Genomic DNA, 14,896 nt, shown 5'->3' with positions numbered 1-14,896 from the left:
TGGCAATTAATCCCGATCTTCCGGTGACAGACGACGACGGCTAAAGGCCTTCAGACCACGCCGCAGCAACAGGGCCACCATTACCACCACCAGCGCGGCTATCGCGCCCAGCAACAGTGGATGCGTCGACAACGCGAACCAGATACGTTCCCACCACGGCAGATGGCCAACGTAGTAAACATCCCCCACACGCAAACTATCGACGCCGGACTCACGGATCACAGCCACGGAACCAAACATCGCCGCACGCTTACCGCTGTCTAACTGCGCATTGTTCAGTAACTCATAACCCCGTGGGCTGTCTGCCAGCAGGGCCACAATACTGCGCTGATCGTGGAACGGGGACTGCACGCCGATCACGGCCGCCATCGCTCCTTCCGAGCTGATGGTGGTTTTACTGCCCGGTGTGGCGTCGTCCTGCTGCACATCCATACTCGGCAGCGGCAGTTGGCGCATCGGCATTTTCACCCAGCTCAGCGTCGCCTCTACCAGCAGATTGATTTTCTTGTCATCACGCAGTTCCGGTGGAATGGTGCCGATCAGCAGGATATCGGCGTCCTTATCCTTGGCCTGCGACCAGTCATCGGACAGCGAGAAAGCCAGCGCCGGATAACCGGTTTGCGCCCCCATGTTACCCATGGCGTTGAGCAAGGCGCTCACTTGAGCGGGTTGTGGCTGTTTGTTCACCAGCACCAACGTTTGCGACAGATCTGCCAGGCGGCTGAAAGGGAAACCGGCGTTGGCAAAGGAGCGTAGATCGGGCATGGTAATAAAGTGACGATAGCCGGAGAAATCGATGGTGGAATTGCCGTCGATCACCGCATGGTTCGGCGCCAAGGAATAGGTTTCGCAACGCCCTTCGGCACCGCTGGCCAGCAGCGTGGTGTAATCGAAGTCAAAGCGCAACTGGTTGGTCGCCCCCAACTTCAGTACCGGAATATTGACCACCTTGTCAGAATCTAGCAATCCCTGGGCCAGCGGCAGGCGCAACAGCTGTGCGCCCTTCTCATGCTCCGGCACCAGGGCATAGGACTGCACAAACTGATTGTTCAGGCTGATGCTCAGGCGGGAACCATCTTCAATACGCGGCGAGGTATAGCGGTATTTCAGCTGCATATCGATGCCGTTGCTGTGGATCAGGAACAGATCCGGCGGCAGGTTCATCGACAGTGAGATCGGCCCAGGTTCGACGCCGTTAGTCTGCAACTGCTCGGCATATTGCTGCAGTTCGCTGAACTTCATCGCACGATCGGTACGCACCCAGTTTGGCGCATCGTACGGCTGGCGAACGGCCAACTGTTCAATCTTATCCACGCTCAGATTCTGGCCACGGAACAGAATATTGCCCTGGGCGATGCCCTTCACCGCCGTGATCAGGTCGTTATCATCACGGCCCTGCACCAACAGCAGCTTCACATAGGGGTTATCCGGGTGGCTGATCATCTCCACCGTCGGCCCGTTGACCGCCGGATAATCTTTCAAGAAGTCCGGGCGCTGTTTATTGGTGGCAAACACGATGGCGTGCTGGCTTGGCAAGCGGTTAAACAGCGTCGGGAAAGACTGGCCGCGCCATTGCGCCTGAGTGCCGAACCAGGAGGCCAGGATCCCCGCCGCCCGCTGTTGTTCCAAATCCGGCTGCCCGGCAAACACCATCGGCAGCGTTAATGGCCGATCGTCGCGGCTGTCAAAGAAGGGTTCCGGGAAGTGGGAAAGCTCATTTTTCACCGGCAGCGTCTGGTAACGCAGGCTCAGCGAACTGGATTTGCTGACGTCCAGCCACAGCGTGCTGTTGGCCGGGTTCTCACAGATGTTCTGGTAATGGCCGACAAACACCAGGCGAATGCGGTTAAAATCGGTGATATAGCGCGGATCGATCGGCAACTGGACACGATTCGGCTTACCCAACTGCTCCTTGGCGATGGTGATGACCCCCATCAACTCATCGTTGAGGTAGATCTTGACGTGCGACTCCACCGGGATCAGCGACGGTGAAGGGGTAAACTCCAGGTCCAGCAGCGCCTGCGAAACTACTTCGTCACTGCGCACGCTAAACTCAATCTGGCCTTCAGGGCGGGTGCCACGCAGGATAAAGGTGCCAGGCGGTGGTGCTACCTCGGTAAACGGCAGTTTTACATCGCGCACCGGCGCATCGGGTGCTTGCGGCACCACCACTCCCATAGGTTCAGTGAGCGGAGCTTCGGCCACGGTACTCGGGGGCGAAGTCACGCCAGCCGCTGGTGTGGGGGCCGTTTCCGCCTGAGATAAGCTACTGATGCCTAAGGCCAGCGCGGTAAACCAGTTTATTTTTCTCGTCATCGTATCATCATCAATGTTGGGGCCGGTTCGCCGGGCTTGCGAACGGGCAGTTACGATACACAGCCTATGCCACAGCCTCTGGGGCCGTAGGAGCGCGGTCTCTTCCTACGCCATGCGGAATAAATGACAGGATCCAGGTGGCCAGCGAGGTCAGGCCAAGCAGGATCTTGCGCAACGTTGGCGGCGCATAGTCCGCCATGCGCCGGTAGCCGTGAAAACCTAGCATCAGTACGTCCCGCAGGCTGTCCACTGGCCGGTCTTCCGGGAATGCGTCTTGCCACAGTGCCCAGGTATCCGCCCGGGCAAAGGTGCATTGAATAAATTCGATATGTTGGCGGGTCGAGAGTTCGACCAAGCGGACCCCCACCGAGCGGCCATGAGATCGTGTCACCACGCACGGGAAGCTGAACTCCTGCTGGCCACGTTTAAGCAGCAGCGCAATCTGGTCATGCTCTTGCAACCGATCCGCTACACGCATTTCGATACCCACGCCACCATCGGAGTAATCACGCAACGTACAGGGGAACAGATGTCCGTCAGCCCGGGCTATCGCGGCAGGCATGGCGATCTCTACGCGATGCGATTGCCGTACCTGCCTGGCCTCCACCGCCACGGCCACCGCTCCACCGAGGATGGTCATGTTATAGATCACCCAAATCAGGCTGATCACCACCGTCATCATCTCGTCCGTCGGGCCGTAGAAAAAGCGCCACACGCCAAAACCCAGGCCTGCCAGATTGAGTGTCACCAACAGCAGGTAAGGCCGGGTGATCACCCAATCAACGTGCTCTTGCGTAACCAGCCCGCCTTTGGCGGTGACGTTGAACTTGCCTTTATGCGGGTTGAACAAGGCCACGGTGGTCGGTCGAGCGATATACCAGGCCAGCACGGTTTCGTAGATTTCACTCCAGAAGGAGTGGCGGTATTTACCCTGAATACGTGAGTTGGTCAGGCTGGCGTGGATCATGTGGGGCAGCACATACAACGCAATCGCCAAGGCTGGCGCGAAGATGATGTAAGCATGCATCAACAAAAACGCCAGCGGCGCGGTCAGGAAGATCAGGCGCGGAATACCGGACAGGAAATGCAGCATCGCGTTGGCATAGCACAGGCGCTGGGCAAACTTCAGCCCTTTGCCCAGCAGGGGGTTATCCAAACGGAAGATCTGCACCATGCCGCGCGCCCAACGAATACGTTGGCCGATATGGGCAGACAGGCTTTCCGTTGCCAGCCCGGCGGCCTGCGGAATACGGATATAGGCAGAGGTGTGGCCAAGACGGTGCAGACGCAGCGAGGTATGGGCATCTTCGGTCACCGTTTCCACCGCGATACCGCCGATCTCATCTAATGCCGTCCGGCGCAAGATGGCGCAGGAGCCGCAGAAGAAAGTGGCATCCCACATATCATTGCCGTCCTGCACCAGCCCATAAAACAAAGTACCTTCATTCGGCGTCTGGCGAAAACGCCCCAGGTTGCGCTCAAACGGGTCGGGCGAAAAGAAGTGGTGCGGCGTTTGCAGCATCGCCAGCTTCTTGTCTTTAAAGAACCAACCCATGGTCAGTTGCAGGAAAGAACGCGTGGGAACGTGATCGCAGTCGAAGATGGCAACAAAATCACCGCTAGCGTGCTTGAGCGCATTGTTGATATTGCCCGCTTTGGCGTGTTCATGGGTCGGCCGGGCGATGTATTTCACCCCGACCTCGGCGGCAAAGGCTTTAAACTCTGGCCGGTTACCGTCGTCGAGGATATAGATGTTGATTTTGTCTTTCGGCCAGTCGATACCAAGCGCCGCATACACGGTGGGTTTCACCACGCCCAGATCTTCGTTGTAGGTCGGCACCAGCAGATCGACGGTCGGCCAGGTGTTACTGTCGGCAGGCATCGGCACCGGCTGGCGATTCAACGGCCACACGGTCTGGAAGTAGCCCAGCACCAACACGACCCAGGCATAGGTTTCCGCTGCCAGCAATAGCAGGCCGCAGGTCAGGCTGAGCGGATCGTCCCAGTTCAGCGTTGAGGTATAGCGCCACCATAAATAACGGCAGGAAACGGTCAGCGACAGCACAATCAGCATCAGGCTGGGTAACCGGCCCGGGATACGCCGCACCACCATGGCAATACACCACAACAGCAGCACAAAAATAAACTGGGCGGGCAGTTCAAAGGGCTGGGAAATGCACAGCAGAGCCAGCAGCCCGGCCAATAGGCCAGCAAAGATAAACAGCACCCGACGCACCCGGTGATTCATCCGATTAAGGCGTTGTACCGTACGCTCCTCCATTCCGGCACCCTGCAAGCGTTGCGGCAAGCTTTGCAACCAGTTGGCATAACGCAGTTGCAAACGGTGCCAACCGGCAAAGTAGGATCGTCCCATCGGTGCCGGACCGCTGTGGGTCACTAGCAGCCAAAACCCCTGTAACAAATAACGCAGTGCATCTGCCGGGCGTGGACGATGAGGAGAAATATGGGGGAACCAATAGCTTTGGCCTGCCTGCACCTTTTGCCAACTAGGGGACTCAAACCGCAGCAACAGCCAGCCGATGGCCACCATCAGGGTCGTGAGGCCAGCGGTAAATGCCGGAGCCCCCGCATGGCGATAAGCGCGGTAGCGTTGTTGCACCGCCCGGTGAACGGGAGGCACCAGCAGCAGGCTCAATACCCTGCTCATACCTCGGCGTCCTGCAGGTTGAGCAGACACCAGTTGGCCAGCGTCAGCACTTCGTCGGCCGCCAGACTTTCCGGTCGATACTCTCCCAGCGGCTGCTTGACCGCCATCGCTTCCGCCAGCGCTTCATCACGATGGATCACCAGCGGTAACAGACCTGCCAGCGTTTGCAGCCACAGCTGGTGCAGATCTTGTTGCAACGGACTGGCCGAGGAGTAGTGATTAATCAGCAGGTGGCACCCCGTAGGCAACGGTTGCTGATGTAGGCGCGCATGGCAATTCGCATCGGGGTTAAGCAACAGGAAAACCTGGTCGGCCAACGCCAGCTGCTGTTCAATCTGGGGACCGTCACCCGCCGGAATATCCAGCAAGATCCAGCGATACTGCCCAGAAGCACGCAGCTGAGCCAGAAAATCATGCCAACGTTGTGGAGTATCACTCTGTTGCTGCCGGGCTTTGACCCGTTCGGCTACGCTTAACTGGCCAAACGGCAGAAAATCGAGTTTTTTACCGTAACGCATTGCCCCTTGCTGCCAACCGATGCCATCCAGCTCTGCACGAGCCCAGCCCCGGTTCAGTTCGAAGGGCATATTAAAGTGTAATCGCAGCAGGTTGTCCGGTGACAGGTCAATCGCCAGTACCGACTCGCCCAACTGCTGTAGCGCCCAGGCTAACGCCGCAGTGATTGACGTGGTGCCAATACCGCCTCGAACCCCTTGCAGTGCAATGACCGGCATGACTCAAGCACTCCCCGTCTTGTTGGCCAGCTCCGCCAACAGCGGCCAGCGGACCATCATTTGTGCTAGCCGTTCCTGGCGTGCAATATCGATGTAGTTTAACTTGGGCAACGAAAAAGCGCGGCTCAAAGCCTGCAGATCGTCCTGAAGTTCTACCGAAGCTTTCTCCCGAAGCCCTCTTAACGCATCATTATTCATCTTGCCGCCTCATAAAATAGGCTAATGTTAAATGACTATAGCAACGTTCGGAAAAAATTGGGCCAATAAGATGAATCTTAACGGGTATTATCCCTCTAATGGCTAGATTTGCTATGCTAACTGTGACATTACGCTTTTAAAGTGACCCGATCGGGTTTGGTCTACGCCACTTTCAACAAAAGTAGAATAAATCTATGGCGCACTCTTTTTCATTAGGCATCCGACGGATTTGGCAAGAATTGTCGGCTATGCAAACCCCAGGCTTTTACTGGGTGAATATCGATCGCCAGAACGATGCCAATCTGTTTTGCCGGCAGATCATCGCCGCCCAGGAAGAAAATGCCCAGTTGGCACTGATTTGTAGCGGCAATCAGGCAGACATCTTATTGGCCACGCCTCTTTCCCCTGCGATTAAAAAATTCCCTTTATATAGCCTGCCAGAAAAAAAGGCGGCGCTACTGCATTTGGCTGACGATCTGATGCGTGAGCTAAAACCCAGCAACCGCTTACTGATCCTGTTGGCCCACGCTAGCCTGTGGCAAACTTTTACCAGCGATGAATTGCGCAACTGGGCCGCTCAACTCGGCCAATGGTTACACCAGCGGCAGTGTACGCTGGTGATACTCAGCCACGGCAGCGGCGTGAGTAAACTCAAAGGCCAGCTAGCCGCCGAGCACCGCATTCTCAACGGCCTGGCCAGCCTGCAGGGGCTGCAAGGCAGTGCCCAGTATCTGGTGCACTGGTGGAGCACGGCAAACGGCATCAATGCCAATCAGTTGTTCACCCTGACCGAAGGCCCGGAAGGCTGGCAAGGGGCAGACGACAGTAACCAACCCTCCCCTACCCCGGAACGCAACGACGAGGGCCTGTGCCTGGCGGAACAACGCATTCTCGAGGGCGCCCCGCCGCTATCGGCCAGTTGGCAACTGTTTGAGGACAATACCAAGTTGATGCAGCGTGGCATGCTGACCATCGCCGCCACGCTGATCTTCGCCCTGTATCAAAGTGACGAAATTGACGAGTTGGCCCATCAGATCCATAGCCTGCGCCGCAGCAGGGGCGACGGACTGAAGATTGTGGTGCGCGAGATGAGCGCCAGCCTGCGCTACAGCGACGAACGCCTGCTGCTGGCCTGCGGTGCCAATCTGATCGTGCCCCACGTGGCACCGCTTTCCAATTTTTTGACCATGCTGGAAGGTATCCAGGGCCAGCGACTATCGCGCCATATTCCGGCGGATATCGATAACCTGCTCGCCGGTTTGCGGCCAATGCAACTGAAAGGCTACCTGCCGCTGGAGGAATTCAGCCGGGCGGTGACTTCCCTTATGGAAAATACCCTGTTGCCGGAAGATGGCAAAGGGGTGATGGTCGCCCTGCGCCCAGCACCGGGGTTGAGCGCCCGCCAGTCGATGACGCTGTGCCATTTGCGGCGTTTTGGCGACATCATGACCGTGGCGCAGAATCGACTGTTCCTGTTCCTTTCCACCTGCCGGATTAACGATCTGGATACCGCACTGAAATTCGTCTTCCGCCTGCCAGTGAGTGAGGCGTTCAGTAACCGAGTAGTGTGGCATCTGGATGTAGATATTATCGATAAAATCAGGCTGATGCGGCAGCATATCGAGTTTTCGCTCCCCGCCAGCAAGCTGCAATCGGCCGCTGTCACCACCCACGCCGTAGAAACGGAACACCAGACCGAACGCCGGGAACCCATTCCCTTCACCCTGATGAGCCTCGGGCAGGAGGAACAGCCATGAACGCACTTGACGATATCGTGCAACTGGTGATCCTGTGCGCCATAGTGTTTATCCCTACGGGATACCTGCTGCATCGCCGTTTCCCTAACTGGCACCGATCTTGGCAGAATTTGTTGTTATCACCGCGCTATTTAAAGTCGGCAGGGCTATGGGTGCGCGCAGGTTCCACCTCTCAAATCAAGCGTAAAAAATAACCATGAGTGACGATAAAATAACGCAACCTAACAATACCTTATGGCGATACTGGCGCGGTCTTGGCGGCTGGAACTTCTATTTCCTGGCCAAGTTCGGCCTGCTGTGGTTCGGCTATCTGAACTTCCATGCGCTGCCCAACCTGGTGTTTATGGCCTTTTTACTGATGCCGATCCCGTCGCCGCGCTGGCACCGCTGGCGTCACCTGATCGCCATTCCTATCGGTATCGGTTTGTTTTACCACGATACCTGGCTACCGGGGATTAACAGCATCCTTAGCCAGGGCTCGCAGCTCACCGGTTTCAGCGCGGATTATCTACTGGAGCTGACCAACCGCTTTATCAACTGGCAGATGATTGGCGCCGCCTTCGTGCTGCTGATTGCCTACCTGTTCCTGGCCCAATGGATACGCATCACGGTATTTACCGTGGCGGCATTGGTGTGGTTGAACGTGGTCAATATTGCTGGCCCGGCGGTCTCCTTGCTGCCTGCCACCCATACCGCTACGGTGACGGATACCCCGTCTACACCGGCCACGGCGAGCACGCCAGGCGGCAATCTGCCTGCGGCCAATGGCCCACCGACCAATGCCAACCTCACGGCCTACCTGGAGCAGTTCTACCAGCAGGAAAAAGCCCGAGCGACCACCTTCCCGGCCGCCTTACCCGCCGATGCCCAACCGTTTGACGTGCTGATCATCAACATCTGTTCGCTGGCCTGGGCCGATCTGGATGCCGTCAATCTGCGCAACCATCCGCTGTGGGCCAAGATGGACATTATGTTCACCAACTTCAACTCGGCCACCGCGTACAGCGGCCCAGCGGCCATCCGCCTGCTACGCGCCAGCTGCGGCCAGCCTTCGCATCACGATCTGTATCAACCCGCCAATCAGCAGTGTTATCTGTTTGACAACCTGGCCAGGCTGGGCTTTAAACAACAGCTGATGCTGGATCACTCTGGCGTGTTCGGTAATTTCCTGAAAGAGCTGCGTGAGCAAGGTGATATGCAGGCTCCGCTGATGTCCCAGGCAGGGATCGGCAATGAGCTGGCCTCATTCGACGGTGAACCAATCTATAACGACCTGCAACTGCTCAACCGCTGGCTCGATCAGCAGAAACAGGGCGGCGATGCCCGCACCGCCACCTTCTTCAACCTGATCCCGCTGCATGACGGCAACCGCTTTGTCGGGGGTAAACAGACCGCCGATTATCAGCCTCGAGCGCAAAAGCTGTTTGATCAGTTGAACACCTTCCTTGATGAGCTTCAGAAATCCGGACGCAAGGTGATGGTGGTGATCGTGCCGGAGCACGGTGCGGCGCTGGCGGGCGACAAAATGCAGATGTCTGGCCTGCGGGATATCCCAAGCCTGAACATTACCCATACGCCGGTTGGTATCAAACTGGTAGGGATGCAGGCCCCGCACCAGGGCAGCCCGGTGGAGATTAAAACGCCGAGCAGCTATCTGGCGCTGTCTGAGCTGATTTCCCGTCTGGTGGATGGCAAGGTATTCAGCGCGCCAAGCGTCGACTGGCAAGTGCTGACGCAGAACCTGCCGCAGACTGCGGTGATCTCGGAGAATGACAATGCCATCGTGATGCAGTATCAGGGTAAGGCGTATATTCGCCTTAATGGCGGGGATTGGGTGCCTTATCCCCAGTAACTGGTGAAGGGAGTTTTGCGGTTATAGACTGAAACTGCAGACATTCCCTCACCGGGCTCAAAATATAGGGGCGCGGCATGTGAACTGAACCCCAAATGTTGGACAAACATCTGACATTTGGAGGTACAGTTCTGATGAAGTATTCACTTCAGTTCAAACTTGACGTTGTCCGGTACTATCTTGCCGGACTCGGCGGTCAAAAACAGACCGCTAAGAAGTTTTCTATTGCCCATGTCCAACTACGCAGATGGATTGCCGCTTATCAGCATCATGGGGAACAGGGGCTGCGGTTAGGACGCAAGCAACATTACACACCTGACTTCAGGCTCTCTGTTGTCGAATTCGCGCTTTTAAATCCGCTCTCTTTAGCGACAGTCGCCGCTAAATTCAATATTCCTTCTTACCTTACTGTGGAACGCTGGATTAAACTCTATCGGGAGAATGGGGCTGAAGCCCTCAACCTGAATAAGCGTAGTCGCCAAATGCGTCAGCATCCCAAAACCCCCCATGCCGATAAATCGCCTGATGAGTTGACCCCCGAAGAGATGCGGGAGGAAATCGAGTTTTTACGTGCGCAGAATGATTACATAAAAAAGTTGAGAGCCTTGATGCAACAGAAGGAAGCCCAGACTCGTCGAAAAGGGCAAAAATAATCAGAGCATTGAGGTCAGAACACCGTTTGGAGGTTTTGCTGTGGGCCGGAAAACTGCCGCGCAGTACGTATTACTATTGTTGTAAAAGCCATCAAGCACCGGATAAGTATGGTGAAACCAAGCAGCAAATAATGGCTGTTTTTAACGAGCATAAAGGCCGTTACGGCTATCGCCGGGTGACCAGTGTTCTTCGAAAGATGGGGGCTGTGCTAAATCATAAAACCGTGCAAAAACTGATGGTTGAGCTGCAATTGAAATCGCCCGTTCGCCGTAAAAAATACCGTTCGTACAAGGGACATGTCGGTAAAGTGGCCCCGAATACCTTGCAGCGCGATTTTACCGCTCTGGAGCCTAACCAAAAGTGGGTGACCGATATCACGGAGTTCCGGGTGGCGGATAAAAAGCTGTATTTATCGCCGGTACTCGACTTGTTTAACGGTGAAATCATTGCCTATGAGATGTCCCGTAAACCTGTGTTCAGTCTGGTAAAAACGATGCTGGATAAGGCGCTCAGTACGCTAAAAACGGAAGAAAAGCCGTTGCTGCACAGTGACCAAGGTTGGCACTATCAGATGGCGGCTTATCAGCATCAGTTGCAGGAAAATGGGATAGAACAGAGCATGTCTCGCAAGGGTAACTGCCTGGATAATGCGGTAATGGAAAACTTCTTTGGCCATCTGAAAGCTGAACTGTATTATTTACAACGCTTTGAGAGTGTGGAACAGCTGTCTGAAGAGATAGACATGTACATAGATTACTACAATAACCATCGTATCAAACAGAAGCTCAAAGGCCTGAGCCCTGTGGAGTACAGAACGCAGGCTTTGATGGTTGCTTAATTTTAAACCGTCCAACTTCTTGGGGTCAGTTCACATGCTGCGCCCCGTTTTGAGTTGATTGGGGAATTTTTGCAATCTTCGGTTAATTAGACCTGGCTCGAGACCAAAGCACCTTCGATCAGATATGGAAGACTCGCCCACCGCCTTCCGGCATCTCTACAGTCAGACTCAACTTCCCACCCATAGCTTCAATATAGCGTTTTAGCGTCGCTAACTTTACGTCATTACCACGCTGCTCTATTTGTGCAACCGCGGATTGGCTTACGCCCATAGCTTCGGCCAGGCTTTTCTGTGACAGTTGCAGCTCATCACGCATCAGTTGCAAACCTGTTTCTAGCATCATTTCGTCGGCCATTTCCTTGATACGGGCTTGGCTCTCAAGAGAACGGGCAGCGACTGCATCACGTAACGTTTTCATTTGGATACCTCTTGTGTGGCTAAATACGCCGTAAATTCATCATCCGCTATTCGGATCATTGTCTCGTAAAAACGCTTATCATTACTTTTATCACCAGCGCACAACACAATGGCTTGGCGTTTGGGGTCGAAAACAAAAAAGGCACGGATTGGGCGGCCCGAATACTGAACACGCAGCTCTTTCATATTCTTGTATCTTGAACCTTTTACCGTGTCAGCGTAAGGACGTGGCAGTTGAGGCCCATACGTCTCCAGGTTCATCAGGTCAGCCAGTACCTTCTCCTGCATCCCTTCTTCCTGCTCTTGCAACCAAGAATCAAATGTCGAGGTAAAAATAACAGTCCACAAAGCCCTCTCCTTTATAAGCTACAACTTATAATTAATTCTATAAGTCATAACTTATAGCGTCAACAATATCGACTAAAAAGTAATCACCATGGGATTTGCTTCGCATCTATAAGTAAAAAAACGCCGGTATCGCTACCGGCGTCAGATTGAAGATCGAGTGTTAATGTCGCTGAGGTAACCAGGCGCAGCACGCAGAGTATCTACGCTGCGAGCCCGGTTAGTAGTCTCAAGACCCGGTAGCTTCATCCTGGTCAACGGCAAAGCAGGCCACCATCTGATCGCCATACTGCTTGAGCTGCGGTTGCAGCTGGGTGCAGGTGCCAAAGGCACGGCGGCAGCGGGCGTTAAACGCACAACCCGGCGGTGGATTCATCGGGCTTGGTAGCTCGCCGGTCAGCTTGATACGCTCCCGGCGCATGTCCGGGTTCAGGCGCGGCGTAGCGGAAAGCAGTGCCTGAGTGTACGGATGGCGCGGATTGTTGAAGATGGCGTCTTTACTGCCCTTCTCCACGCAGCGGCCGAGGTACATCACCATCACTTCATCAGCAATGTGCTCCACCACCGACAGATCGTGGGAGATGAACACGTAAGACAACCCCAGATCCTGTTGCAGATCCATCATCAGGTTCAATACCTGCGCACGCACGGACACGTCCAGCGCAGAGACCGGCTCATCGGCAATCACCACGTCCGGGTTGAGCATCAGCCCACGCGCAATGGCAATACGCTGACGTTGGCCGCCGGAGAACATATGCGGGTAACGGTCGTAATGCTCGGTTTTCAGGCCGACCTTCGCCATCATCTCCAGCGCTTTCTCACGCCGTTCGGCGCTGCTCAACGAGGTGTTGATCAACAGCGGCTCCTCGAGGATCTGCCCCACCTTCTTACGAGGGTTAAGCGATCCGTAAGGATTCTGGAACACGATCTGGATCTTCTGGCGGCGCAGCTTCTCTGCCGTCACGTCCGGCTTAAGCAGATCTTGCCCCTGATAGTACAGCTCACCACCGGTAGGGATTTCGATCATGGTCAGCAGGCGGCCCAGCGTGGACTTGCCACAGCCAGACTCCCCAACCACCGCCAGGGTTTTACCACGCTCAAGGGTAAAGGAAACCCCGTCCAGCGCCTTCACCAGTCGTTCCGGGGCAAACAGCCCCTTCTTGACCGGGTAGTGTTTTTTCAGGTCAATGGCCTGCAATAAAGGGTGGTTCTGGCTCATACGGTCGGCCTCCCCGCATCATCCAGCGGTGTGTGACATTTAACCTGACGGCCGGGAATGCTGCGCAATTCCGGCTCTTCTTCGCGACAGTGTTGGGTAGCATACGGGCAACGCGGGTTCAGCAAGCAGCCTTCCGGCCGATCGTACTTGCCCGGCACCACACCAGGCAGCGAGGCCAAACGAGCCTTGTCGGTAGCAAACTCCGGCAACGCACGCAGCAGCGCCTGGGTGTACGGGTGGCGCGGCGAACGGAAAATTTCTACCGCCTTGCCAGATTCCACCACTTGCCCGGCGTACATCACGATGATGTGGTGCGCCGCTTCCGCCACCAGCGCCAGATCATGAGTGATCAGCAGCAACGCCATGTTTTCACGCTGTTGCAGCTCGAGCAGCAGCTCAATGATCTGGGCCTGAATGGTCACGTCGAGCGCGGTCGTCGGTTCATCCGCAATCAGCAACTTGGGCCGGCAGGCGATCGCCATGGCGATCATCACACGCTGGCTCATCCCGCCAGAAAGCTGATGAGGGTAAACGTCCAGCCGCGAGGCCGGATCGGGAATGCCTACCTGATTGAGCAGGTCGATAGCACGTTGGCGACGAGTGCGGCGATTACCGCCCTGATGCACCTTCAGCGCTTCCATAATCTGGAAACCGACGGTATAGCACGGATTCAGGCTGGTCATCGGGTCCTGGAAGATCATCGCGACTTCAGAGCCCACCAGCTGGCGGCGCTCTTTTTCCGAGATTTTCCGCAGATCCTGGCCGTTGAACTCCAGCTTATCGGCCATCACCTTGCCGGGGAAATCGATCAACCCCATGATTGCCAGCGAACTGACGGACTTACCGGAGCCGGATTCGCCGACGATGCCAACCACCTGCCCCTGTTCTACGCTGTAGCTGATTCGGTCTACCGCGCGGAACGGCGCACCTTCGTCACCGAAGTGCACCGAAAGCTTGTCTACATTTAATAACGCCATTCTCTCTTCCTCTGTTACTGCTTGAGTTTGGGGTCGAGAGCATCACGCAAGCCGTCCCCCATCAGGTTAAAGGCCAAAACCGTCAGCAGAATGGCCACCCCTGGGAAGGTCACAACCCACCAGGCACTTTGCGCGAACTGCAACACGTCGGAGAGCATAGTGCCCCACTCCGGCGTTGGCGGTTGCGCACCCATACCCAGGAAGCCGAGAGCGGCCATATCCAGAATGGCGTTCGAGAAACCGAGAGAAGCCTGCACGATCAGCGGTGCCAGGCAGTTTGGCAGGATATTGACGAACATCTGACGCGCCGCCCCAGCCCCCGCCACGCGCGAAGCCGTCACGTAATCGCGGTTCACTTCCACCAGCACCGCAGCGCGGGTCAAGCGGACATAGTGCGGCAAAGCAACGAAGGTCAGCGCCAGCGAGGCGTTAACGATCGAGGGCCCAAACACCGCCACCAGCACCAACGCCAACAACAGGCTTGGCAGTGCCAGCATGATATCGACCACGCGCATGATGATGGCATCGACTACGCCGCCGAAATAACCGGCCAACAGGCCGAATACCACGCCCATCACCAGCGAAAGCACCACCACCAGGCAGCCGACCAGCAACGAGAGCCTGGCACCGTACATCAGGCGCGACAGCACATCACGGCCGACATCGTCGGTACCCAGAATAAACTTCCAGCTGCCGCCATCCTCCCAGACCGGCGGTCTAAGCAGGGCATCACGGAACTGTTCGGCAGGCGCATGTGGAGCCAGGAACCCTGCCCCCACGGCAACCACCAGCATGACCACGATATAAACCAGGCCAACGACGGCCCCTTTGTTGCGCTTGAAATAGTGCCAAAACTCCTGGAACGGGGTCATTGGCTTCGGCGCACCTTTCACTACAGACTCGGTCATTTGAGACATCAGA

The 14,896-nt window shown here is 56.0% G+C and carries 13 protein-coding genes; 4 read left to right on the top strand and 9 right to left on the bottom strand.

Annotation, left to right across the window (positions count from 1 at the left end):
- Positions 1–6: 6 nt before the first annotated feature.
- The 4 genes from bcsB to bcsR all read right to left on the bottom strand — a co-directional run bounded on the left by bcsB (position 7) and on the right by bcsR (position 5,916).
- Positions 7–2,316 carry a cellulose biosynthesis cyclic di-GMP-binding regulatory protein BcsB gene (bcsB, locus tag KGP17_RS00730; protein ID WP_021807736.1) on the bottom strand — a complete coding sequence of 770 codons (2,310 nt, stop codon included), beginning with the start codon at positions 2,314–2,316 and terminating at the stop codon, positions 7–9.
- Positions 2,317–2,380: 64 nt separating this feature from the next.
- The gene (gene bcsA, locus KGP17_RS00725; RefSeq protein ID WP_059199121.1) at positions 2,381–4,984 is read right to left on the bottom strand and encodes a UDP-forming cellulose synthase catalytic subunit; all 2,604 of its coding nucleotides are present in this window, start codon (positions 4,982–4,984) and stop codon (positions 2,381–2,383) included.
- Positions 4,981–5,718 (bottom strand): cellulose biosynthesis protein BcsQ, encoded by a 738-nt coding sequence (gene bcsQ / locus KGP17_RS00720; protein WP_021807734.1) that lies wholly within the window; start codon positions 5,716–5,718, stop codon positions 4,981–4,983. The genes bcsA and bcsQ overlap by 4 nt, the downstream gene beginning before the upstream one ends.
- 3 nt (positions 5,719–5,721) lie before the next feature.
- Positions 5,722–5,916 (bottom strand): cellulose biosynthesis protein BcsR, encoded by a 195-nt coding sequence (bcsR, locus tag KGP17_RS00715; RefSeq protein ID WP_021807733.1) that lies wholly within the window; start codon positions 5,914–5,916, stop codon positions 5,722–5,724.
- Positions 5,917–6,110: 194 nt separating this feature from the next.
- Here bcsR and bcsE point away from each other — a divergent pair, with 194 nt between their 5' ends.
- The 4 genes from bcsE (at position 6,111) to KGP17_RS00695 (ending at position 11,017) form a co-directional block, all read left to right on the top strand.
- A complete protein-coding gene (bcsE, locus tag KGP17_RS00710) occupies positions 6,111–7,673 on the top strand; it encodes a cellulose biosynthesis protein BcsE (RefSeq protein ID WP_037376576.1) in 1,563 nt (520 codons plus the stop codon).
- Positions 7,670–7,867, top strand: coding sequence for a cellulose biosynthesis protein BcsF (bcsF, locus tag KGP17_RS00705; RefSeq protein WP_021807731.1), 198 nt, complete (start codon positions 7,670–7,672; stop codon positions 7,865–7,867). The genes bcsE and bcsF overlap by 4 nt, the downstream gene beginning before the upstream one ends.
- A 2-nt stretch (positions 7,868–7,869) precedes the next feature.
- Positions 7,870–9,525 (top strand): cellulose biosynthesis protein BcsG, encoded by a 1,656-nt coding sequence (gene bcsG, locus KGP17_RS00700; RefSeq protein ID WP_021807730.1) that lies wholly within the window; start codon positions 7,870–7,872, stop codon positions 9,523–9,525.
- A 131-nt stretch (positions 9,526–9,656) separates the two neighbouring features.
- A protein-coding gene (locus KGP17_RS00695) for an IS3 family transposase (RefSeq protein WP_371822183.1) occupies positions 9,657–11,017 on the top strand; the annotation gives its coding sequence in 2 pieces (ribosomal slippage) (positions 9,657–10,172 and positions 10,175–11,017; 1,359 coding nt in all).
- A gap of 118 nt (positions 11,018–11,135) precedes the next feature.
- On the opposite strand, the gene KGP17_RS00690 is transcribed toward KGP17_RS00695, so the two are convergent.
- The 5 genes from KGP17_RS00690 to dppC all read right to left on the bottom strand — a co-directional run bounded on the left by KGP17_RS00690 (position 11,136) and on the right by dppC (position 14,892).
- Positions 11,136–11,435, bottom strand: coding sequence for a helix-turn-helix domain-containing protein (locus KGP17_RS00690; RefSeq protein ID WP_021807729.1), 300 nt, complete (start codon positions 11,433–11,435; stop codon positions 11,136–11,138).
- Positions 11,432–11,722 carry a type II toxin-antitoxin system RelE/ParE family toxin gene (locus KGP17_RS00685; protein ID WP_371822216.1) on the bottom strand — a complete coding sequence of 97 codons (291 nt, stop codon included), beginning with the start codon at positions 11,720–11,722 and terminating at the stop codon, positions 11,432–11,434. Before KGP17_RS00685 ends, KGP17_RS00690 begins: the two co-directional genes overlap by 4 nt.
- Before the next feature lie 286 nt (positions 11,723–12,008).
- Entirely contained in the window at positions 12,009–12,998 is a 990-nt protein-coding gene (dppF, locus tag KGP17_RS00680; protein WP_021807727.1) for a dipeptide ABC transporter ATP-binding subunit DppF, read from the bottom strand.
- Positions 12,995–13,975 carry a dipeptide ABC transporter ATP-binding protein gene (gene dppD / locus KGP17_RS00675; RefSeq protein WP_021807726.1) on the bottom strand — a complete coding sequence of 327 codons (981 nt, stop codon included), beginning with the start codon at positions 13,973–13,975 and terminating at the stop codon, positions 12,995–12,997. Before dppD ends, dppF begins: the two co-directional genes overlap by 4 nt.
- 14 nt (positions 13,976–13,989) lie before the next feature.
- Positions 13,990–14,892, bottom strand: coding sequence for a dipeptide ABC transporter permease DppC (dppC, locus tag KGP17_RS00670; RefSeq protein WP_037376575.1), 903 nt, complete (start codon positions 14,890–14,892; stop codon positions 13,990–13,992).
- Positions 14,893–14,896 lie beyond the last annotated feature (4 nt).

It is taken from the genome of Serratia sp. JSRIV001, from assembly GCF_019968745.1.
Classification (GTDB): domain Bacteria; phylum Pseudomonadota; class Gammaproteobacteria; order Enterobacterales; family Enterobacteriaceae; genus Chania; species Chania fonticola_B.
Note: the sequence above shows the minus strand (reverse complement) of the source record. Positions and strands in the feature narration are given on the sequence as shown.